This is a genomic window from Bradyrhizobium sp. AUGA SZCCT0177 (assembly GCF_018130125.1).
In the GTDB taxonomy this organism is placed as follows: domain Bacteria; phylum Pseudomonadota; class Alphaproteobacteria; order Rhizobiales; family Xanthobacteraceae; genus Bradyrhizobium.
On the sequence record NZ_JAFCMA010000011.1, the window covers coordinates 55,341 to 75,320 of the forward strand.

18 protein-coding genes are annotated in these 19,980 nt (G+C 61.6%); 12 read left to right on the forward strand and 6 right to left on the reverse strand.

Features of this window, described 5'->3' with window-relative positions; translation table 11 throughout:
- Positions 1–75: 75 nt before the first annotated feature.
- From JQ597_RS14850 to JQ597_RS14865, 4 genes are read left to right on the forward strand one after another with little or no spacing between them, the layout of a single operon-like run.
- The gene (locus JQ597_RS14850) at positions 76–633 is read left to right on the forward strand and encodes a TetR/AcrR family transcriptional regulator (protein ID WP_249133211.1); all 558 of its coding nucleotides are present in this window, start codon (positions 76–78) and stop codon (positions 631–633) included.
- A 1-nt stretch (position 634) separates the two neighbouring features.
- A complete protein-coding gene (locus JQ597_RS14855) occupies positions 635–1,474 on the forward strand; it encodes an amidohydrolase family protein (RefSeq protein WP_212265015.1) in 840 nt (279 codons plus the stop codon).
- Positions 1,471–1,878 carry a PaaI family thioesterase gene (locus JQ597_RS14860; protein WP_212265016.1) on the forward strand — a complete coding sequence of 136 codons (408 nt, stop codon included), beginning with the start codon at positions 1,471–1,473 and terminating at the stop codon, positions 1,876–1,878. Before JQ597_RS14855 ends, JQ597_RS14860 begins: the two co-directional genes overlap by 4 nt.
- A 60-nt stretch (positions 1,879–1,938) precedes the next feature.
- Entirely contained in the window at positions 1,939–2,715 is a 777-nt protein-coding gene (locus tag JQ597_RS14865; RefSeq protein WP_212265017.1) for a 2-keto-4-pentenoate hydratase, read from the forward strand.
- Positions 2,716–2,818: 103 nt separating this feature from the next.
- Here JQ597_RS14865 and JQ597_RS14870 read toward each other — a convergent pair whose 3' ends face one another.
- The 3 genes from JQ597_RS14870 to JQ597_RS14880 all read right to left on the reverse strand — a co-directional run bounded on the left by JQ597_RS14870 (position 2,819) and on the right by JQ597_RS14880 (position 5,632).
- The gene (locus JQ597_RS14870) at positions 2,819–4,459 is read right to left on the reverse strand and encodes an acetolactate synthase large subunit (RefSeq protein ID WP_212265018.1); all 1,641 of its coding nucleotides are present in this window, start codon (positions 4,457–4,459) and stop codon (positions 2,819–2,821) included.
- Entirely contained in the window at positions 4,456–4,995 is a 540-nt protein-coding gene (msrA, locus tag JQ597_RS14875) for a peptide-methionine (S)-S-oxide reductase MsrA (protein ID WP_212265019.1), read from the reverse strand. Before msrA ends, JQ597_RS14870 begins: the two co-directional genes overlap by 4 nt.
- A gap of 253 nt (positions 4,996–5,248) precedes the next feature.
- Entirely contained in the window at positions 5,249–5,632 is a 384-nt protein-coding gene (locus JQ597_RS14880) for a GYD domain-containing protein (RefSeq protein ID WP_212265020.1), read from the reverse strand.
- A 578-nt stretch (positions 5,633–6,210) separates the two neighbouring features.
- Here JQ597_RS14880 and JQ597_RS14885 point away from each other — a divergent pair.
- The 5 genes from JQ597_RS14885 to JQ597_RS14905 all read left to right on the forward strand — a co-directional run bounded on the left by JQ597_RS14885 (position 6,211) and on the right by JQ597_RS14905 (position 12,962).
- The gene (locus JQ597_RS14885; protein WP_212265021.1) at positions 6,211–8,013 is read left to right on the forward strand and encodes an NAD(P)/FAD-dependent oxidoreductase; all 1,803 of its coding nucleotides are present in this window, start codon (positions 6,211–6,213) and stop codon (positions 8,011–8,013) included.
- 178 nt (positions 8,014–8,191) lie between these two features.
- Positions 8,192–8,998, forward strand: coding sequence for a hypothetical protein (locus tag JQ597_RS14890; protein ID WP_212265022.1), 807 nt, complete (start codon positions 8,192–8,194; stop codon positions 8,996–8,998).
- Between the two features lie 381 nt (positions 8,999–9,379).
- Positions 9,380–9,586, forward strand: coding sequence for a hypothetical protein (locus JQ597_RS14895; protein ID WP_212265023.1), 207 nt, complete (start codon positions 9,380–9,382; stop codon positions 9,584–9,586).
- A 517-nt stretch (positions 9,587–10,103) separates the two neighbouring features.
- The gene (locus JQ597_RS14900) at positions 10,104–12,419 is read left to right on the forward strand and encodes a tetratricopeptide repeat protein (RefSeq protein WP_212265024.1); all 2,316 of its coding nucleotides are present in this window, start codon (positions 10,104–10,106) and stop codon (positions 12,417–12,419) included.
- A 198-nt stretch (positions 12,420–12,617) separates the two neighbouring features.
- Positions 12,618–12,962, forward strand: coding sequence for a hypothetical protein (locus JQ597_RS14905; RefSeq protein WP_212265025.1), 345 nt, complete (start codon positions 12,618–12,620; stop codon positions 12,960–12,962).
- Positions 12,963–13,051: 89 nt separating this feature from the next.
- On the opposite strand, the gene JQ597_RS14910 is transcribed toward JQ597_RS14905, so the two are convergent.
- The gene (locus JQ597_RS14910; protein WP_212265026.1) at positions 13,052–13,330 is read right to left on the reverse strand and encodes a hypothetical protein; all 279 of its coding nucleotides are present in this window, start codon (positions 13,328–13,330) and stop codon (positions 13,052–13,054) included.
- A 232-nt stretch (positions 13,331–13,562) separates the two neighbouring features.
- On the opposite strand from JQ597_RS14910, the gene JQ597_RS14915 reads away from it, so the two are divergent.
- Entirely contained in the window at positions 13,563–14,516 is a 954-nt protein-coding gene (locus tag JQ597_RS14915; RefSeq protein WP_192734797.1) for a cyclase family protein, read from the forward strand.
- A 115-nt stretch (positions 14,517–14,631) separates the two neighbouring features.
- Here JQ597_RS14915 and JQ597_RS14920 read toward each other — a convergent pair whose 3' ends face one another.
- Positions 14,632–15,024: a VOC family protein gene (locus JQ597_RS14920; RefSeq protein WP_212265027.1), complete on the reverse strand. Its 393-nt coding sequence runs from the start codon at positions 15,022–15,024 to the stop codon at positions 14,632–14,634.
- Positions 15,025–15,823: 799 nt separating this feature from the next.
- Between JQ597_RS14920 and JQ597_RS14925 the strand changes: the two genes are divergently transcribed.
- On the forward strand, positions 15,824–17,812 hold the full coding sequence (locus JQ597_RS14925) for a TonB-dependent siderophore receptor (protein WP_212265154.1): 1,989 nt from the start codon (positions 15,824–15,826) through the stop codon (positions 17,810–17,812).
- 28 nt (positions 17,813–17,840) lie between these two features.
- Positions 17,841–19,130, forward strand: a complete 1,290-nt coding sequence (gene fsrB, locus JQ597_RS14930; protein WP_212265028.1) for a siderophore utilization protein FsrB — start codon at positions 17,841–17,843, stop codon at positions 19,128–19,130.
- A gap of 5 nt (positions 19,131–19,135) precedes the next feature.
- On the opposite strand, the gene JQ597_RS14935 is transcribed toward fsrB, so the two are convergent.
- Positions 19,136–19,975, reverse strand: a complete 840-nt coding sequence (locus JQ597_RS14935) for a GNAT family N-acetyltransferase (protein ID WP_212265029.1) — start codon at positions 19,973–19,975, stop codon at positions 19,136–19,138.
- Between the last annotated feature and the right edge of the window lie 5 nt (positions 19,976–19,980).

Genomic DNA, 19,980 nt, shown 5'->3' on the forward strand with positions numbered 1-19,980 from the left:
ATGCTAACTAGAGTCACACTCTAGAATGTAAATCTAATGGTTATGAACCCATACGGCGCTGCGAAAGACGCGATTTTGGCGGCAGGCCTGCGAACCTTTGACAAAGTCGGGTTCGACCAGGCCACTGTGATGTCGGTCTGTGAATTGGCCGGCGCCTCAAACGGCAGCTTCTTCCATTTCTTCGGATCGAAGCGTGGTCTCGCAGCGGAACTGTTCCTGCGGGCGCTTCGCTCCTACCACGCAGCAATGCTCGCGCCTTTGAGCCAGGATCCGGACGCCGCCACCGGGGTTGCTGAACTGGTCGCAGCCCATCTTCGATGGGTCGTGGAAAGTCGCCGCGAAGCCAATTTCCTGTTCGAGCAATCGCGAGCAGAATGGCTGACCGAAATTCGGAAGGATCAGCAGGAAGTCAATTCTGCTTTCCGGGCCGGCATGGCGCGCTGGTTCGATCCGCATGTCGCATCCGGCGCGATACGCGGTATGCCGATCTCGATTTTCACCAGCCAGATCATCGGCCCCGCCCAGATACATTGTCGCGCCTGGTTATCCGGACGCGAGCGCAGCGATCCGCGCGAGCACACAGCTTTTCTTGCGGAATGCGCGATCCGATCCGTCGTAAACCTGGAGAGTTAGTATGATTGTCGATGCGTGGATGCAGCATCCAACCGAACGCCATTCCGCCAACGAAATGTTCGCCTCGCTTCGCCGCTGGACACGCGCGACACCCCGGCCTGCGGTGATCACGCCGGAAATGACTATCTCGGCCATGGACGAAGGCCATGTTACCGCGGGGCTCGCTGCAGCATGGTGTGCCCCCGACGGATGGATGATTTCCAACGACGAGGTTGCCGCCGTTGCAGCCGCGTATCCCGACCGCATCATCGGCGTTGCAAGCGCATCCCTGCACAAACCGATGGACGCGGTCCGGGAACTGCGCAGGGCCGTGAAGCAGCTTGGCTTTCGGGCTTTGCGGGTCGTGCCGTGGCTTTGGAATCTTTCTCCGACCGACCGGCGCTACTATCCGCTCTACGCCGAATGCATCGAACTCGATATTCCGTTTTGCACGCAGGTCGGCCATACCGGCCCGCTGCGGCCGTCGGAAACGGGGCGCCCGATTCCCTACATCGACGAGGTCGCGCTCGAATTTCCGGAGCTTCGGATCGTCGCCGGTCACATCGGCTATCCCTGGACTCAGGAGATGATCGCGGTCGCGACCAAGCACGAAAACGTCTTCATCGACACATCGGCCTATACCACGAAGCGATATCCGGCGGAGCTGGTGCAGTACATGCGTGGCCACGGCCGGGAGAAGGTCCTGTTCGGCACCAACTATCCGATGATCAGGGCCGCCAAGGCGCTGGAGGGACTGGGCGAACTCGCACTTGACGACGAAGCAAAAGCTCTCTTCCTCGGCGGCAATGCCGTGCGGGTGTTCAAGCTGGAACAATTCATTGCCCAACGGAGGGCCGCGTGAGCGACTGGGAACCGTTCGTCAAACCCAGTCCATTTCTCGACAGCATTGGCCCATTTTGGCAACGCGAACGCGACGGGGTGATTGAGATCGGGCTTGCCATCGAGGAACGACATTGCAATGCGCGCGGCCGCGCCCATGGCGGCCTGATCGCAACGCTTTGTGACATGGCGCTTGGCCACAATGTGGCTAGCCGCCCTGAGGCGACCTCGCGCTACCTGACCACGTCGCTCAACATCGATTACCTGGCCGCGGCAGTCGCCGGTCAACACGTCACGGTCGTCGTGGATCGCGTACGGGCCGGCAATACGCTCGGCTTCGCACAGGCGGCGGTGATGGCCGACGACCGGTGGATCGCACGCGCCAGCGGAATCTTCACGGCTCAAAACAAAGCGCCAAAAGGCTGATGCGGGGGGCGGCGGCGCAGGTTGCGTCGACCATGTCGTGAATCAACCGGGAAACTCAAAATGCAGCATGGCCTGACGACGTTGCTGTCCACACTCCGTCGCGAGAATCGCCAGCAAAGCGGGCTTGATCCCTCCCTCGTCCCTCCGGATGTGGGCACGGCCTACACGATCGCGGCAGACATCGGCCGGGAACTCGGTTGGAGCGTCGGCGGCTGGAAAATCGCCGCGATGAAAGCGGAGATGCAACGGGCGCTGCGCACCGACCGCCCCATCTACGGTCGCGTCTTCAAACAGTTCATTCTCGCCAGTCCGACGAATTTTGCAGGGCGCAGGCTGCTGCATCCGCTTTCGGAGATCGAATACGCAGCTTTGCTGGGAAAGGATATGCCGCCGCGCGAGCAGCCCTATTCTGAAAGCGAAGTTGCCGACGCGATTTTGTCGCTTCACCCCGGGCTCGAGCTTGCCGAATGCCGTTTCGTGCACGACGCGTCGTTCCCGCCCCTGACGGCCATTCTGGCCGATGGCAGCGGATCAGGCTTCATCATCTACGGGGAGCCAATCGCAGATTGGCGCAGCAAGGACATCGCCGGGCAGGAAGCCGTGCTGTGGGTGAACGGCGTCGTGAAACGCCGTGGGCGCGCGGCGGACGCCATCGACCATCCGCTGGTGCCACTCACATGGCTCGCCAACGAACTCTCGCGTACCGGTATCGGCCTCAAAGCCGGAGCGATGGTCAGCACCGGCACGTTGACCGGCATGGCACTGGCGCGGCCAGGCGATGAGCATGTGGCCGATTATGGTCCTCTCGGCGAGGTTCGCATTAAATTTTCCGCCTAGGGCAGTTTGAGATGCACCGGGCGAACCAGGGCAGGAATGCTTTGCGCGGAGACGATCTGCGTCGCCATTTTGGTGAGTGGTCACAAGCCCGGCGCTGAAATTTTCAACCACCCGGGACGCCGGCGTGCAGCTCCTCGACCAGCACGCGCATGTTCTCGCTGTAGTCGACGGGCACCACGACGAGATGCACGCCGCCTGCACTGAAAGCGGCCTCCAGCATCGTCGAGAGTTCCGAGACCTTGCCGACGCGCGCGCCCTTGGCGCCATATGATTTGGCATAAGCGACGAAATCAGGGTTGCCGAACTCCAGGCCGAAGTCGGGAAACTCGTCGACTTCCTGTTTCCAGCGGATCATGCCGTAGGCGCGATCCTCCAGTATCAGCACGACGAGATTCAGCTTGAGCCGCACCGCCGTTTCCAGCTCCTGCGAATTCATCATGAAGCCGCCGTCGCCGCAGACCGCGAGCACGCGCCGCTTGGGATGGAGCAGCGCCGCTGCGATCGCCGAAGGCAGCCCCGCCCCCATGGTCGCCAGCGCGTTGTCGAGCAGCAGCGTGTTGGCGACGCTGGTGCGATAGTTGCGGGCGAACCAGATCTTGTACATGCCGTTGTCGAGGGCCACGATGCCGTCAGGCGGGATGACGGCGCGGACGTCGTGCACGATGCGCTGCGGCGTCAGCGGAAACCGGTCCTCGGTCGAGCGCTCGGCGAGATGGGCGAGAATGCCTTCGCGCAGGCCCAGCAATGCCTGACCGTTGGGGAGCTTGCCTTCGAGGCGATCGGCGAGCGCGGCAAGGCCCGCGCCGACGTCGCCGACGATCTCGGCCTGCGGGAAGTAGACCTGCTCCACCGTCGCCGGCGTGACGCCGACATGGATCACCTGCGGGCCGTCATGGCCCATCAGGAACGGCGGCTTCTCGACGGTGTCATGGCCGATCGAAATGATCAGGTCGGCCTGGTCGATGGCCTCGTGCACCCAATCCCGTTCCGACAACGCGGCGGTGCCCATATAGAGATTGGAGCCGGCATTGACGGCGCCCTTGCCCATCTGGGTGTTGAAGAACGGAATCTTGCATCGCCGCACGAATGCCGACAGCGGCTCGGCGAGTTGCGGGCGGCTCGCCGCGGCGCCCAGCATCACGAGTGGCTTTTTGGCGGCCATGATCATGGCAGCGGCGCGATCGATCGCCGCCGATGGCGCCACCGGCAGCTCGACGGTGTGCGGCGGAATCATATCGGCGGTGGCTTCATCGGCCGCGATGTCCTCGGGAAGTTCGAGATGCACCGGACCCGGCCGCTCCTGCTGCGCCACGCGGAAGGCGTCGCGAACCAGGGTCGGAATACTCTGCGCCGACACGATCTGCGTCGCCATCTTGGTCAGCGGCCGCATGGTCGCGACGATGTCGACGATCTGGAAGCGCGCCTGACGGCTGCTCCGGATCGCCTTCTGTCCTGTGATCATCACCATCGGCATCGCGCCGAGATGCGCGTAGGCCGCTGATGTCGTCAGGTTGAGCGCGCCGGGACCGAGCGTCGTCAGACAGACGCCCGCCCGTCCGGTGAGCCGGCCATAGGTGGCCGCCATGAAACCGGCAGCCTGCTCGTGCCGCGTCAGCACCAGCTTGATCTTCGAGCGCCGCAGCGAGTCCAGCACGTCGAGATTCTCCTCGCCGGGAATGGCGAAGATGTATTCGACGCCCTCGTTTTCGAGGGCGGCCACCAGCAGATCGGAGGCCTTGGTCACGCGGCTCCCCTCACCCCCGGCTCCGCTTTCTCCGCCCGGTGCGGCAGCGTCCAGTCCGGCCGGATGAAGTGGCAGGTGTACCCATCAGGATATTTCTCCAGATAATCCTGATGCTCGGGCTCCGCCTCCCAGAACGGCCCGACGGGCGCCACCTCGGTAACGACCTTGCCGGGCCACAATCCGGATGCATCGACATCGGCGATGGTGTCTTCCGCGACCCGCTTCTGCTCGTCATTGGTATAGAAGATGGCCGACCGGTAGCTCGGGCCCAGATCGTTGCCCTGGCGATTCATGGTCGAGGGATCGTGGATCTGGAAAAAGAACTCCAGCAGCTTGCGATAGCTGATCACTTTCGGATCGAAGATGATCTCGATGCCTTCCGCGTGATTGCCGTGGTTGCGGTAGGTCGCATTCGGCACCTCGCCGCCGGTATAGCCCACCCGCGTTGAAATCACCCCGGGATAGCGGCGCAGCAAATCCTGCACACCCCAGAAGCAGCCACCGGCAAGGACTGCGCGTTCCGTCGAAACCGTCATGTCGGTCCTCCCTTCGCTTCGCTGCGGGCGTCATTCCCCGCAAGCCATCAAGCGCGCATAATGCGGCCGAACGATGCCAAATTGCAAACAGCAACAAGCAGCTGCCTTGCGCCGGAAACGGCCGTTCGCTCGAGTTGCATTAGCGATCCGGCAGCCCACGCTCGGCTGACGAAGCAGCAGCGGGCACGCCTATTGCCCACGACCCTGCTGGCTCCGTCATGTCGGCGGCAGCGCAGATCCCAGAATTTGGCATTCAAGCCTCGCCGATCTCACGGCCCGAATCGATCCCTACTCCGTAGTAATCAGCACGGCCCGCCGATCTGAATTTCAGAGTAAGCTCGCCTGCCCGCTGGAAGGCCTTTGCCGTATCACTCGCCGTGAGCGCCACGGTAGTGGTTATGTCTGAAAGGCTTCCACCCGCCGCGGCTGCAAGCACCGCTGAAATCATCGTGGGTTCATCCGGCGCTTCCGCTATGATTAGCCAATCGTAGGGTCCCAAAGTCAGATACCAACTGATCAGTCGAGCACCGGCGGCGGCGAACAACTCCGCGACCGCCTCGGAACGGTCCTCCGGCTTCGCCGTCATCCCCTTGATGGCCGCTGCGGTGTAACGACCTTGAGAAATGTAAATCGTCATGCTGGCCTCCTCTGCATTCGCTAGTGGTCCATTCTCCGAAGTAACGTCGTGTCGCGGTAATGTTCGCATTAGCATTGCAATCGAATGTCCGAAATGGGGGGTGGGCTCAATTGGTCAGCGCAACACTCTAATCTTTTAGCAAAGATGGAGTGTGGACATGAAGCAGCGACGTCGCATTTACTACTCGGCGGCCCAGCGATCCGAGATCTGGGATCGCTGGCAGGCCGGCGGCATTCGTCCTCCGGATCGGCACCGTGCCAAACAGGCGCTCAGCCTTTCTGAACGAGAGGAGATCTCTCGATGGCTCAGCATGCGCTGCTCGTTGCGGTCGCTTGCGCGTCAAAAAACCGGACGTTCCCTGAAAATCAGGTATCGGACCCAATCCCGATGCCTGGCCGCATTCTGACCCCGATTGGCTGATTCCCCCTCGCCTCTTCGCCGCAAAGTGCTAGAATTTAGATATGTCCTGAATGACCGAATGACACTGCGCGAGCTCATCGCTTTCGTCGGCGCCTCGGCTTCAGTTCGCCGGAACGAGAAAAGAGCGCAGCTCTGCCATCGGCACAAGGGAGGACATCATGCTCGACAAGGCCCCGGACGGTAAAATGTCTGATCTGCTCAACGCGCTCGACAAAGCGCTGTCCGCTGGCGAGGTGGAACGCGCCGTCGATCTCTTTCAGGCTGACTGCTACTGGCGCGACCTCGTTACCTTCACCTGGAACATCAAGACAATGGAGGGCAAGGAACAGGTTCACGACATGCTCAAGGCGCGGCTCGCCGATACGAAGCCGTCGAACTGGAAAATTGCGGACGGAGAGGACGCTTCCGAAACAGACGGAATAATAGAGAGCTGGATACAATTCGAAACGGAGGTCGCGCGTGGCTTTGGCCACATCCGCCTGAAAGACGGCCGGATCTGGACGTTGCTGACGACCATGAGCGAACTCAAGGGACACGAAGAGGCCGTGGGCTTCGACCGTCCGATGGGGGCAAAACACGGCGCCGAACGCAATCGAAAAACGTGGAAGGAAGAACGCGAGGCGGAAGCGGCCGAACTCGGCTACACGCGCCAACCCTATTGTGTCATTGTTGGTGGCGGTCAGGGCGGCATCGCACTCGGAGCCCGGCTGCGCCAGCTCAATGTGCCGACAATCATCATCGAAAAGAACGAACGCCCCGGCGACAGCTGGCGCAAACGCTACAAGTCACTCTGCCTGCATGATCCTGTTTGGTATGATCATCTGCCCTATCTGCCGTTTCCCCGGAACTGGCCGGTCTTCTCACCGAAGGACAAGATCGGGGACTGGCTCGAAATGTATACAAAGGTGATGGAGCTCAATTACTGGGGCTCAACCGAATGCAAGAAGGCATCCTACGACGAGAAGAGCCGCGAGTGGACCGTCATCGTGCAGCGCGACGGCAAGGAAATCGTCCTCAAGCCAAAACAGCTCGTACTAGCGACGGGAATGTCAGCCAAGCCCAACACGCCGAAATTCGAAGGCATGGAGATTTTCAAGGGCGATCACCACCATTCGTCGCAGCATCCGGGGCCGGACAAATACAAGAACAAGAAAGCCGTGGTGATCGGCTCGAACAATTCCGCCCACGATATTTGTGCCGCGCTTTGGGAAGCCGGAGCGGACGTTACCATGATTCAGCGCTCGACGACCCACGTTGTGAAGTCGGACTCGCTGATGGAGCTCGGATTGGCCTCGCTTTACTCCGAACAGGCGGTCCAGTCTGGAATGACAACGGCCAAGGCCGACCTGATCTTTGCGTCACTGCCTTACAAGATTCTGCACGAGTTCCAGATCCCGGTTTATAACGCGATCAGGGAACGCGATGCCGATTACTACAAACGCCTCGAGAAGGCAGGCTTCCTGCTCGATTATGGTGACGACGATTCCGGTTTGTTCATGAAATACCTGCGGCGTGGATCCGGATACTACATCGACGTCGGCGCTTCGGAATTGGTAGCCAATGGCAGCATCAAGCTGAAGAGCGGCGTCGATGTCAAAAAGCTCACGGAACATTTCGTCATCTTGACCGACGGGACCGAGCTGCCGGCTGATCTCGTCGTTTACGCCACCGGCTACGGTTCGATGAACGGCTTCGCCGCGGACCTGATCTCCAGGGAAGTTGCCGACAAGGTCGGTAAGGTCTGGGGACTGGGCTCGAATACGACCAAAGACCCCGGCCCATGGGAAGGCGAACAGCGAAATATGTGGAAGCCGACGCAGCAGGAGGGGCTTTGGTTCCATGGCGGTAACCTGCACCAGTCACGTCACTACTCCCAGTTTCTGTCCCTCCAGTTGAAGGCACGAATGGAAGGCATTCCAACATCGGTTTACGGCCTCCAGAAGGCCCACCATCTGAGCTGATTGCCTGTTCGATTGGGCCGGCCCGGCTGGTCTGCTGATGTCCGACCAGCATAGGAGCATTCTCTCCATCATGCGGCCATTCTTTGAACAAGACTGAACGCAGTGTCGACGGCTGGTCGACCCGACGAATAGTCGACCTCAACCTTGGGATGACGTTGGACGGAAAAGGGAAGCGCCAATGAACTCCACACCCACTTCGAAGGCAAATGCCTCCCCCGATGCCCCGGTCCCGCGCACCGATGAACGACTCGCGCACGCCTACGGACAGATCACACGCGCGAGTGAAGAGCTTGCGCGCGTGAGTGAACAGGTTGCAAAAATGGAGCACGATGCCGAGCGCCCACCTTCGGCCGGACCTCCTTCGGCCGGACCTCGCCCGCAATCACCGCCTGGAAAGCCGGCGCGCCGGGCGCTCGTCGGCCTGGTGCTGGCGGCGTGCATCGTTGTCGCTGCCCTGGTTTTGCAGTCCTCCTATGGAGCCGGGGCCAAGCTGGTTGTCGCCCGTTGGGCCCCCCAGCTGGTTTCAACATTGCCGTCGGAAAATCCGCCGGTACCCGCCCTGCAGGCGCCATCTACCGTTCAAGTGGCCGCGGCGGAGCCAACACCACCGCAAGCATCGCCCTTGCCTCAGACCGCACCGCAAGACGCCGCGCCGACAACCACTGCAGCGCTTCCTGATCACACAGAGTTGCTGCAAACGATGGCGCGCGATCTGGCGTCTCTCGAGCGAAACATCGAACAGCTCAAGGCGAACCAGCAACAAATAGTCCGCGACAGTTCGAAGGCCATTGAGGAGCTCAAGGCGAACCAGGAAGAGATGAAACGCGTACTGGCGAGAGTTTCCGAGCAGAACCCGCCCAAGACGTCACCGCCTCCGGCGCAGCCGACTCCGACCTTGCGCAAACCCGAGCGCACGCTTCCGTCGCCGCACGTAAGGGCGCGGCCTCGAATCCAAAGAGAGTGGATCTATGACGAGGACTGGTAACCTTCGATGCAACGTCCATCAAAGTCTTGTGCTGAAACAGCGCTTTGATCCGATACAGCGCGCTATGCGTCGCGCGATGTCGTCGTCGTTTGTAGCCACCGATCGATTCGCGTTTGATGTAAGGCACTGACATCCGCATTTGGCCGAATGACCGCTTCGCGCCAGAAGCGGCCGTTTGCGCCCGATGGTCCGTTGCACTTTGCTATCAGGCTACCAACTCCATTTCGCGCGACAAACATTCGTGCCGAGCCGCCAAAGTTCCACTGATCGTTCATTTTGCATGCTCTTGTGATCTCGTTCACACGAGCGTCTTCAGGGCTCTGCTAATCGTTCCAAGCCACTAGCCGCTGGATGCCGGACCTGCTGCATTTGGGGATCTTTATGGACGACGCGTTTTATAAAGACCGAGCCCGGCATATCAGGCAACTTGCCAACGAAGCCGACCCCTTCATCAAGAAACGACTGTTGCGTCTTGCGAGTAACTACGACGCCATGACGACGCCCTTCGCGAGGGGGCCTGCTCCGTCCAACGTGACCGAAGGCCCCGAAGATAACCTAGCAGAAACCGGAAGAGGTCACGAGGAGTGAAGTCCACCACCTCATAGTGCTTCAATCCCTTTCCGCCCCTTACAGCACCAGATCCCGGATCAGACAGTCGCGCCTGATGCTCATTGGAGCCAATCGGCAATATTTGAAGTACGCCATCGCGCGATTTCGTCAAATCTTGAGAGAGGCGTTTCAAACCCTGCGCATCGATGCATCGGCATGCACAACATTGGTCCTGTTCATTCGCAATCAGTCACGAGCTCAAATGCATTTGTTTGCGCATTAACGTCTCCTTTGCGGCCAGTAGCGGCCGTTCGAAAGAGGGCGGCGGCTATTTCCGGTAAGTAACGGTGAGTTGCCCGCCATGGCCGCACGCGCTCGAACAAGACGACAGAATGCACATGGGCATGGACGAGCCTTTCATCTTCGCCTTGCGCAATCGCGCGAGCGGCCTCATTCTCGTCGCAGGCTATGCTGGCCATACCCGGGGGGCGATCCACGCCGTGACGACAATATGCGCCGCGCCGCCTCCCCCTACGCGCTTTGGATGGAGTACGAGATGTTTCGGCGTTGCCTTTTCCTCACCCTTTTCCTTGCTCCGGCGCTCCTGCCCCTGCTCGCGTCGCCGGCCCGCGCGGCGGACAAAGCGTGGGAGGATTGCGGTCAAATCGCCGATCAGGAACGCAAGATCGCCGGATGCACGGAGGTGTTGGGACGCGGCGCGGCCGAGAGCGAGACAAGCCGCGCCAACGCCTACGTCAATCGCGGCTATGCCTACGGCACCGTCGATAACGACCGCGCCATCAAGGACTACGACGAGGCGATCCGCCTCGATCCGAAAGTTGAACGTGCCTATAACGCCCGCGGTCGAGCCTACTTCTTGAAAGGCGATTACGACCGCGCCATCAAGGATTACGACGAGGCGATCCGCCTCAATCCGAAATATGCGCTTGCTTATACCGGTCGCGGCAAGGCCTACCACAGCAAGGGCGATAACGACCGTGCCATCAGGGATCACGACGAGGCGATCCGCCTGGATCCGAAATTGGCGGATGCCTATAGCAATCGCGGCAATGCCTACTCCGGCAAGGGCGACAACGACCGCGCCATCAGGGATCACGACGAGGCGATCCGCCTAGATCCGAATTTTGCGGAGGCCTATTTCAATCGCGGGCTTGCCTACACCAGCAAGCGCGATCACGACCGCGCCATCAAGGATTACAGCGAGGCGATCCGCCTCAATCCGAAAGATGCGAGCGCCTATTTGCATCGTGGCGGCGCCTACTTCTTCAAAGGCGATTATATCAGCGCCATCAAGGAGTACGACGAGGCGATCCGCCTCGATCCGAAATATGCGCTTGCCTATGAGATCCGCGGGCGGGCCCATGAAAACAAGGGAGACGCCGCCCGGGCCAGGAAGGATTTCGACGAGGCGGCGCGGCTGCGGCCGAGAGCGGGACAAACGGCGTTGGTCCCAAAGAATGCCGACGACTATAATGATCGCGGACACGCCTACTCCGAAAAGGGCGATCACGACCGCGCCATCAAGGATTTCGCCGAGGCGATCCGCCTCGATCCGAAAAATGCGACGTCCTACAGCAATCGGGGCGGCGCCTACTCCAACAAGGGCGACAACGAACGTGCCATCAAGGATCTCAACGAGGCGATCCGCCTCGATCCGAAATTTGTGGTTGCCTATTTCAATCGCGGCAGCGCCTACAGGGACAAGGGCGATCACGACCTCGCCATCAAGGACTACAACGAGGCGATCCGCCTCGACCCGAAATATGCGGCGGCCTATTTCAATCGCGGGGTGGTTTACGTCACCAAGGGCGATTACGACAGCGCCATCAAGGAATATGACGAGGCGATCAGTCTCGATCCGAAAGATGCGAAGGCCTATTACAATCGCGGCGTCGTCTACACCAACAAGCGCGATAACGATCGCGCCATCAAGGATTTCGACGAGGCCATCCGCCTCGATCCGAAATATGTGATTGCCTATTACAATCGCGGCAATCTCCACAGGGAGAAAGGCGATAACGACCGCGCCATCGCTGACTACAGCGAGGCGATCCGCCTCGACCCGACATATGTGTCCGCCTATTTCAATCGCGCGGCTGTTTTCGTCGCCAAGGGCGATTCTGACCGCGCCATCAAGGAGTACGACGAGGCGATCCGCCTCAGGCCGAAAGATACGGCGGCCTATGCCAATCGCGGCAGCGTCTACGCCAGCAAGAGCGACAACGACCGCGCCATCAAGGATTTCAGCGAGGCGATCCGCCTCGATCCGAAAAATCTGCGGGCATATAGCGGTCGCGGCGATGCCTGGCGCGGCAAGAGCGATTTCGATCGCGCCGCCAGGGATTACGGCAAGGTGATCGAACTGGCCGGCAAGCCGGAGAAGGCGCACTGGACCTACTGGCTTTACCGCGGCGTGAGCTTTGAGCGGCTCGGCAAATGGCCGCAGGCCGAAGCGGATTTTCTCAAGGCGATGGAGCTCGACCCCGATCAACCCGACGTGCTCAATCAACTCGGCTATAACTGGGTCGAGCGGAAGCTCAAGCTCAGGGAAGGCCTGGCGCTGCTCGAGAAGGCCGTCAAGCTCAGGCCGGACGACGGCAATATGCTCGACAGCCTCGGCTGGGCGCACTACCGCCTCGGCGACTACCCGGAGGCGATCAAGGTCCTGGAGCGCGCGGCCGCTCTCGAACCAACGTATAGCGAAATAAGAGACCATCTCGGCGATGTGCACTGGCGGGCGGGACGCCAGGACGAGGCACGCAAATCCTGGGAACAGGCGTTGTCGCTCAAGCCCGATCCAGCCGAAGCGAAGAAGATCAAGGGCAAGATCGCCCGAGGGCTGGAAAAATGAGGCGCCCGGCGGCGCAAGCGGCGACACGACCGTCCGTGTCCGCGCCTGCACTGCTTTGAAGCAGTGCCTTCGGGAACCTAAAAAGAAAGATAAAACGGAGCGAAATCCAAAACGGTTCGCAACCTATTTAAATTGAGTGTTCCTCAACTTCGCGGGCTGATGCTGGGTGCAATCGATGGGGCGCATCAGGAGCCGATCATGCCGACCAAAGCTCGAGCAACCGCATCCGCCGGCCCCGCGCAAACGCGCGAAGATATCATCAGCGCGCAAGCCCTCAGTACTCTGAGCGCGGGTGCGGTAAGTGCGATGAGCGCCGTTGGGGCCGCAGTCCTCAAGAGGCATAAGCATGCGATGGCTAAAAAGCCGGAATGGTTTTGGCACATATTCGCGAAGTGCGAGGCGAAGGCCGCTCGCATCGCCGAGCAGGCCGCCCGCGCCCCTCAAGCGTGCGGCGATGCGGCATTCATTGAGTCCTATGCCAGGAGCCTGCCGAAGCTGATGGCTGCCGCGCTAAAAGCTCACGAGAAAGCTCTAAGAGACTGAGCCCGAGGGCATCAGAGACTGAGCCCGAGGCATCAGAGACTGAGCCCGAGGCATCAGAGACTGAGCCTGAGGGCATCGCTTGGAGCGGCCTACGCAGGCCGACCTCTCGTTGTGGGTTCGACCAGCACGCTGCGAAGTTCGTCGATCCGTTGCGCAAGATCTATCGCATTTGCCTTCAACACGTTCATCGCATGACCGCGGTGGCCTTCATCTTCCAATTCTGCGATCCGGTCGTTGAAGGCATTCAGTTCTCCTTCCAATTTCTGAATTTCATGTTGGATCGGAAATTGCCGGGCAGGATATTTATCGACGGTCGCTCGCTTCGCTGGACCCGCACCCTGCAAGCCTCGCCGGCGCTGTGTTGACATGGCTCCTCCGAATCGCGAGCACGTGGCTGCTTCAATCTAGCGAGTTTTTTCGTCGGAAGCAGCACCATGTTGTTTGCTGCGGTGCATGGTTTGCTTGGGCATCATGGATTACCTCGCCCGGATGGCAGATCGTCTCAGGCAGGTTGTCATGCCTTGAACCGCTCGGACGGGACCCGCATACTCTATCCTGGGGTGCCGTTTTCCAGAGCACCCGCTCTTGGGAGGAATTGGGATGAAAGCATTCACTTTGGGTGCGGCGATCACGCTTGCGTTTTCCGCCGCCGCCTATGCGCAAGCGCCAAGCTGGACCGTTCCGGCGGAAAGCCAGCGCTGCCCCTCGAAATGGGGCGCCGCCGACGAGCGCGGTTCGGCCAATCACCAGAAACCAGCGGCCGTGATGAACGCCGCGAAGCTGATCAAGAGCGGCGAGGTCATCGAGCTCGCATACGTGCTCGGTCCCAGCATGCCGTTTTTCGGGACACGGCGCTTCGACGTACACACCAAGCGCACCTTCATGAACCAGTTCTCCAACATGCGCGGTTCGAACGAAGAGCTCGTCGTCACCGAACTCGGCCAGGTCGGCACGCAGTTCGACGGCTTTGCACACCAGACCCATCTCAACAGCTGGTACAATTGCCAGAAGGTCGACGAGAACGCCGAGCGCAACGGCTTCAAGAAGTTCGGCATCCACAATGTCGGCACGCTGTTCACGCGCGGCGTCCTGATCGACGTCGCGGGCTTCAAGGGCGTCGAGATGCTGGGCGACAATTACGAAATCACCGTGGAGGATCTCGAAGGCGCGCTGAAGAAGCAAAACCTGACGCTGCAGCCCGGCGACGCGGTGCTCATCCACACCGGCTGGGGCAAGATCTACGGCAAGGACAATCCGCGCTACGTGAAATCCTGCCCGGGCATCGGCGTGCCGGCCGCGCTCTGGCTCGCCACGAAAGACCCGATGCTGCTCGGCGCCGACAACTGGCCAGTCGAAGTCTCGCCCAACCCCGACAAGCAATTGTCGCTGCCGGTGCACCAGATCGCGCTGGTGGTGAACGGCATCCACCTGCTGGAGAACCTCAAGCTTGACGAACTCGCGCAAAAGGGCGTCGGAGAATTCGCCTTCGTGATGCAGCCGCTCAAGATTCAGGGCGGCTCCGGCTCGACCGTGTCACCGATCGCGGTGAGGTAGCGGCGGTTCTCGATATCCGAGAGCCTCGGTGCTTCGACGATCGTAAACCATGATCACGTCCAAGTGCCGTGCGATGTCTGCTCTGGAAGTGGAGCGGACGTCGCACGACCGGACCTCAAGGATTCCACCCGCCGCTGCCATACGGGCGGGTGATAAGTTCAAGCAGGTGGCCGTTCGGGTCCTGGAAATAGACACCGCGTCCGCCGTCGTGACGATTGATCTCCCCTGATTGGCTCCGCCCGGGATCGGCCCAGTAGGACAGCTTTCGATCCGTAATCCGGCCGAGAATCTCGTCGAATTCGGCTTCGCTAACCAGGAAGGCGTAGTGCTGCGGCGTGATTTCGCCGTCGGTGTCCATGTAATCGAGATTGGCTCCGTTTTCGGTGGCGACCATCTGAAATGGCCCCCACCGCGTCGGGGCCGGAAGATTCAGCATCTCGGCCAGGAAATTAGCCGAGGCCTTGCTGTCGCGGGTCGACAAGATCGTGTGGTTGAAATGGATGGCCATCTCGCTCCTCCTGAAAGCAGCCGGGGCTTTTTGCCGCTCCGTTGCAAGCATCGGGTGCCAATCGCCGACCGTGCTGCATCTCCAAGATGCTCGTGATCTCATAAACAGCTGATATGGCCGATCGTTCCCGCAACGCCGACCGCTATCCCAACTCAAAGGTCGTAACGCCGAATACCCGCTCCAGCCGCAACGGCGGAATTGCCAGCATCGCGGCGTCAGGACCACACGACTTCCCGGTCCGCTTCAGCCACGCTCGTCAGTCGCAACATCAGCGGCCACCGCATCCCACCGCACGTGCGATTGCCAAAGTATTGCCCGCGCTAGCCCGCATTTGCGTTGTTGGTCTGCACACGTCAGTTGCGGCCACCCGTAAACGGAACTGCTCAATCTGGAGCAATTCTAGTAACCACCCATCGCGCTGCGAAGGTGCCTGCGTTAGAGCGAGGCCTCAAAAAATCGTACCGGCCAAGCCGGCAGGCTTCAGGATACACGCAGCGTGAGACCAAAAGAGTTCCACTCGCCTTCCGCCACTCGACTTCAGCTGACACGGATGATCTGCCTCGGGGCAGTCAGCGGATTTGCCCTCGTCCTGCCGACGGGCGCCGCGCTGGCGCAGTCGTCACTCCCGCCAATCACAGTGGAATCGCCGCAGCAGCGGGCGCGCCCGGCCACGGCCCAACCATCCCGCCGCGCGGCAACCACGCGCGGCGCACGCGCCAATCGCACCGCCCGCGCGCCGCAAGCGGCGCCGGCTGCGATCCCATCGGGTCCCGGCGCCGGCGAGCGCGCCAATGGTCCGGTGCAGGGCTTCGTCGCGACCCGCTCCGGCACCGCGACCAAGACCGACACGGCGCTCATCGAAACGCCACAGTCGATTTCCGTCGTCACCACCGACCAGGTCAGAAACCAGGGTGCGGTGTCGATCGGTGAGGCGTTGCGCTACACCGCCGGCGTCAGCGGCGATGTCAACGGCGGTTCAGACACGCGCTTCGGTGGCCTGCAGATCCGCGGCTTCGACATGACCATGCCGGGACTCTACATCGACGGCCTGCGGGTGCCATCCAGCAACTACGTACATTTCAACGGTCTCGATCCATACGGTGCCGAGCGCCTGGAGGTCCTCAAGGGGCCGTCGTCGGCGATGTATGGCGGTAGCGGCACCGGCGGCATCCTCAATTACGTTACCAAGCTGCCGACCGCGCAACAGTTCGGTGAAGTCTCGATCTCGGGCGGCAGCTTCAACCGCTATCAGGGCCAGTTCGACATGGGCGGTCCGGCCAACAAGGAAGGCACCGTGCTGTGGCGGCTGACCGGCGTCGTTCGCGATGGCGAGACCCAGGTCGACTTCACCAAGGATAACCGCGTCTTCATCGCGCCGGCCGTCACCTTCAAGCCGAACGAGGATACGACCATCACCTTCCTGGCCAACTATCAGAGGGACAGGGCAGGATGGGGGCTGCAGTTCCTGCCGGCTTCGGGCACGGTGTGGCCCAATAACGGCCGCACCATCCCGGTCTCGTTTTTCGCGGGCGTGCCCAGTTTCGACGCTTTCAACACCGAGATCGCGACCGCCGGCTACCAGCTCTCGCACGACTTCAGCGACGCCGTCACCTTCCGGCAGAATCTGCGCTACGCCTACCAGCACAACGTAGAAAAAGTGTTCTATGGCGGCGGCTACACCAACGAGGCTGCGGGTCTGCTTGCGCGCTACGGCAGCACCAGCAACTCGTACATCAATTCCTTCGCGGTCGACAATCAGCTGCAGGGCAAGTTCACCACCGGCTTCCTCAGCCACACGACGCTGGTGGGCATAGACTACCGCAACACCTCATTCCGCGACACCGCGTATAGCGTGACGACCTCGGCCCCCGAGATCAACGTGTTCACCCCGGTCTACAGCTACGACTGGACCATTGGGGCCATGAGCGACAACACCGGCATCAAGCAATCGCAGGTCGGGCTCTACGCGCAGGACCAGATCAAGCTCGGCCGACTCTCGTTCCAGCTCGGCGGCCGCCAGGATTTCGTCACCACGAAGGTCGACAGCGGTCTCTTCAACACCTCGGCCACGACCGACGCCTCGGCGTTCACCGGCCGCGCAGCGGTCATGTACAATTTCGACAATGGAATCGCGCCATATTTCAGCTATTCCGAATCTTTCCTGCCGGTGCTGGCGACCAACGCGGCGGGCCAGTTGCTCAACCCGGAGACCGGCGTTCAGTATGAGGTAGGCGTCAAGTACCAGCCGGTCGGCCTGAACGCCCTGTTCACGTTCGCGGCGTTCGACCTGACGCGCTCCAACGTCGTTACATACCCGCCACCGCTCTATACCGCTGAACAGACCGGCCAGGTGAAGTCCCGCGGCATCGAGCTCGAAGGCACGGTGTCGCTGGCCGACGGCTGGAACCTGCGCGCGGCCTACGCCTATGTCGACGCCGTGATCACGCAGGACCCGGTAAATGTCGGCAAGGCGCCCCCCACGGTGCCGCTCAACCGCACCTCGCTGTGGAGCGACTACACGCTGCGGAGCGGGCCGCTTGCCGGGGTCCAGTTCGGCGGCGGCATCCGCTATGTCGGCGCGACCTGGGGCGATAACGAAAACACCTTCAAGGTCGAAGCGGCCACCGTGCTGGATGCGCTGCTCGCCTACAACAAGGACAATTGGCGCCTGTCGCTGAACGTCACCAATCTCGCCGACACGCGCTATGTCGCTGCCTGCTACAGCCTCTCGGGATGCTTCTACGCGGAGGGGCGCAAGGCGATCGGCAAGGTAACCTATCGATGGTGAGGCAACCCCAACAGAACGGGCGAACGCCATGAGATCGATCTTCGGGCGACTACATCGCTGGGCCGGCCTTCTCACGGCCGGCTTTCTGTTTTTTTCGGGCATTACCGGCGCGATCATCTCGTGGGATCACGAGATCGACGACGCGCTCAACAAGCAGCTGTTCGACGTGACCAGCAGCGGTCCGGCGATTCCCTCCATCGATCTCGTCAACCTGATCGAGCAGCGCGATCCCCGCGCGCGCGTCATCCACATGTTCATGACGCCGGAAAAGGACCACTCGCTGTGGTTCTTTGTGCTGCCGCGGATCGATCCCGCCACCGGCAAGCGATTCAGCCTCGATTACAACCAGATATTCCTCGATCCCAACACCGGCGCAGAGCTCGGCCGGCGCTACTGGGGCGCGGTGTGGCCGGTGACGCGCGAGAACTTCGTCTCGTTCCTCTACAAGCTGCACTACACCATGCACATTCCGGAGTTCTGGGGCAGTGACCGCTGGGGCATGCGCGTGCTCGGCGTCATTGCCATCATATGGACCATCGATTGCTTCGTCGGTTTCTATCTGACGCTGCCGTCGCGTCGCCGCGCCCGGGCGGGCCGCGCACCTGCCGTCGAGCGCGAGCTCGGCCGTGGCTTTTGGGTGCGCTGGGCGCCGGCCTGGAAGATCAAAACCTCGGGCAGCACCTACCGGATCAATTTCGACATCCACCGCGCCTTCAGCCTGTGGACCTGGGCGCTGCTGTTCGTGATCGCCTTCACGGCGTTCTCGCTCAATTTGTATTTCGAGGTGTTCTCGCCGTTGATGAAGACGGTGTCGGATTATACCCCGACGCCCTATGAGCAGCGTCCGTACCGGCATCTCGACGATCCGATCGAACCCAAGGTCAGCTTTGCCGACATCGCCGCACGTGCGGCGGCCGACGGCAAGAGCCGCGGCTGGACCACGCCGGTCGGCTCGATCAATTACGGTCCGGCGCACGGCGTGTATGCCGCGGGCTTCTTCCACCCCGGCGACGATCACGGCAGCGGCGGCGTCGGACCGGCGCAGCTTTACTACGACAGCGAGGACGGGCGTCCGATAGGCGCGCGGCTGCCGTGGGTCGGCACCGCCGCCGACATCTTCGTGCAGGCGCAGTTCCCCCTGCATTCCGGCCGTATCGTCGGGCTGCCCGGCCGCATCCTGATCTCGATCATGGGGCTGGTGGTTGCGGCGCTGTCGGTGACCGGCGTCGTGATCTGGTGGCGCAAGCGCCGTGCCCGGGTCCGGGTGCGCGAGACCGCGGCGACACGACCTGGCGGACAGCTCGCGCCCGCAGAATAGCGCCGCTACCCGAGCTCAAACGTCGTAACGCCGAACACCCGTTCCAGCCGCAACGGCGGGATCGTGCCGGTATACATCCGCGCCGTTTCGAACACCGGCGTGAGCCCCAGATCCTGCGCCAACGCGACGGCGTCGCGGTTGATGCCGGGAACGTCGAGGAATATCTCGCCGCCGCCCACGCTGGCCAGCAAAGCCGATAGAACGACCTCGGCCGTGGCGCGATCGTCGGCCACCAGCGGGCCGATCTTGTGGCCCTTCCGGCATGCGCGGATCACGCCCCATCCGGCAAGCGCGCCATCGCGCACGAGGGCGCGACCGCTATGCCCGGGCGCGTTGATCCAGGCGCGCAGGAACGCGGTGCGCGGCGCCGGAAACACGGTCGCGTCGTAGGCCGCCACGGCCGCCAATGGAAGTTCGGTCAGCGCGACGACGCCAGATGGCACGGCCGGGGCCGCGACGGTGCCGCCATAACGGATGTTGGCATAAGCCAGTTCGAATCCGGACCGCCGATAGTTTTGCTGCTGCGCGACCACGCCGTCGAGCCCGATCACGCGCGGGCCCGCATGCGCGATGGCCGCGTTCCATATCCCCAACCCGTAGCCGCGGCCGCGCAGATCCGCGCGCACGATATAGAAACCGAGGAAGGAAAAATGATCGCTGTAATTGACGCAGGAGACCGTCGCCGCCGGAGCGCCATCGAGCTCGCCGATGAAAAAGCCCTGGGGATCAACGGTTGCGAAACAGGCGGCGTCGGCGAAGCCCGGGTTCCAGCCTTCGGCCGCCGCCCAGTCGACGGCTATCGAGATGTCGTCCGGCCGCATCGGCCGGATGCGCAAATCATTCATGGCGG

Bases quoted from the DNA above. Each gene is read 5' to 3' on its own strand.
- JQ597_RS14855 (WP_212265015.1), top strand. From the start codon at position 635: ATGATTGTCGATGCGTGGATGCAGCATCCAACCGAACGCCATTCCGCC.
- JQ597_RS14865 (WP_212265017.1), top strand. From the start codon at position 1,939: ATGCAGCATGGCCTGACGACGTTGCTGTCCACACTCCGTCGCGAGAAT.
- msrA (WP_212265019.1), bottom strand. From the start codon at position 4,995: ATGACGGTTTCGACGGAACGCGCAGTCCTTGCCGGTGGCTGCTTCTGG.
- JQ597_RS14880 (WP_212265020.1), bottom strand. From the start codon at position 5,632: ATGACGATTTACATTTCTCAAGGTCGTTACACCGCAGCGGCCATCAAG.
- JQ597_RS14885 (WP_212265021.1), top strand. From the start codon at position 6,211: ATGCTCGACAAGGCCCCGGACGGTAAAATGTCTGATCTGCTCAACGCG.
- JQ597_RS14890 (WP_212265022.1), top strand. From the start codon at position 8,192: ATGAACTCCACACCCACTTCGAAGGCAAATGCCTCCCCCGATGCCCCG.
- JQ597_RS14895 (WP_212265023.1), top strand. From the start codon at position 9,380: ATGGACGACGCGTTTTATAAAGACCGAGCCCGGCATATCAGGCAACTT.
- JQ597_RS14900 (WP_212265024.1), top strand. From the start codon at position 10,104: ATGTTTCGGCGTTGCCTTTTCCTCACCCTTTTCCTTGCTCCGGCGCTC.
- JQ597_RS14905 (WP_212265025.1), top strand. From the start codon at position 12,618: ATGCCGACCAAAGCTCGAGCAACCGCATCCGCCGGCCCCGCGCAAACG.
- JQ597_RS14910 (WP_212265026.1), bottom strand. From the start codon at position 13,330: ATGTCAACACAGCGCCGGCGAGGCTTGCAGGGTGCGGGTCCAGCGAAG.
- JQ597_RS14915 (WP_192734797.1), top strand. From the start codon at position 13,563: ATGAAAGCATTCACTTTGGGTGCGGCGATCACGCTTGCGTTTTCCGCC.
- JQ597_RS14920 (WP_212265027.1), bottom strand. From the start codon at position 15,024: ATGGCCATCCATTTCAACCACACGATCTTGTCGACCCGCGACAGCAAG.
- fsrB (WP_212265028.1), top strand. From the start codon at position 17,841: ATGAGATCGATCTTCGGGCGACTACATCGCTGGGCCGGCCTTCTCACG.
- JQ597_RS14935 (WP_212265029.1), bottom strand. From the start codon at position 19,975: ATGAATGATTTGCGCATCCGGCCGATGCGGCCGGACGACATCTCGATA.